Source organism: Gordonia sp. GONU, from assembly GCF_024733855.1.
GTDB classification, from domain to species: Bacteria; Actinomycetota; Actinomycetes; order Mycobacteriales; family Mycobacteriaceae; genus Gordonia; species Gordonia amicalis.
Genome location: NZ_JANRHB010000078.1, coordinates 1 through 1,303, shown reverse-complemented (window position 1 = coordinate 1,303; position 1,303 = coordinate 1). Strand labels below are relative to the sequence as shown.

The 1,303-nt window shown below is 63.8% G+C and carries 1 protein-coding gene; it reads right to left on the bottom strand.

The annotated features are described in order from the left end of the window. Positions 1 to 1,230: amino acid adenylation domain-containing protein (locus NWF34_RS25215; RefSeq protein ID WP_375295711.1), on the bottom strand; the 1,230-nt coding region annotated here is incomplete at its 3' end. Positions 1,231 to 1,303: the final 73 nt, after the last annotated feature.

Genomic DNA, 1,303 nt, shown 5'->3' with positions numbered 1-1,303 from the left:
GACCGACTCGATCTCCCCCAACTCGATCCGCTGCCCCCGCAACTTCACCTGAAAATCACTACGCCCCACATACTCCAACTCACCCACACCCGACCACCGCACCCGATCACCCGTCCGATACAACCGCGACCCAACCCCACCACACGGATCCGCCACAAACCGCTCCGCAGTCAACCCCGACCGCGACGCATACCCCCGAGCCACCTGCACCCCACCCAGATACAACTCACCCACCACACCCACCGGCACCGGCCGCAACCGCGAATCCAACACCCACACCGACACATTCGGCACCGCACGACCAATCGGCACCACCACCTCACCACCAGACACCACATACGACGTCACATCCACCGCCGCCTCAGTCGGCCCATACAAATTCACCACCCGCACACCCGGCACCAACCCCCGCAACCCCTCAACACCCGCCACACCCAACGCCTCACCCGAACAAAACACCTGCCGCAACGACCCCAACCCACCACCACCAGCACCCCGATCCCCACCCAGCGCATCCACAAACACCGACAACATCGACGGCACAAAATGACACACCGACACCCCAAACCGCTCCACCACCGACGCCACATACCACGGATCCCGATGCCCACCCGGCTCCGCCACCACCACCGAAGCACCAACCATCAACGGCCAGAACAACTCCCACACCGACACATCAAACGACACCGGCGTCTTCCACAACACCACATCATCACCAGACACCCCGAACAACGACTGCATCCACCCCAACCGATTCACCACCGCCCCATGCGACACCGTCACCCCCTTCGGACGACCCGTCGACCCAGACGTGAACAACGTGTACACACCCACCAACGGCGACAACACCCCCACCTCATCCACCACCTCACCCAACCCAACACCCCCATCACCACCCGAAACACCAGACCCCACACCACAATCCACAACCACCCGCGACACACCCGAAGGCACCACCACCTCCTCCCCAACCCGCGTCAACACCACACCCACACCCGCCGTCGACAACATGTACCCAACCCGCTCAACCGGCGCATCCACCTCCACCGGCACATACCGCCCACCCACAACCACCACCGCATGCACCGCCACCAACAACTCCAACGACCGCGACATCACCACACCCACAGCCGAATCCACACCCACACCCAACCCCAACAACCGCCGCGCAACCCCCGCCACCAAACCACCGAACTCCCCATACGACACCACCCGATCCCCACACCACACCGCCACCTCAGACCCCGACAACCCCACCCGCTCCGCCACCACCGAACCCACCGAACGACCACCCCACCCCAAC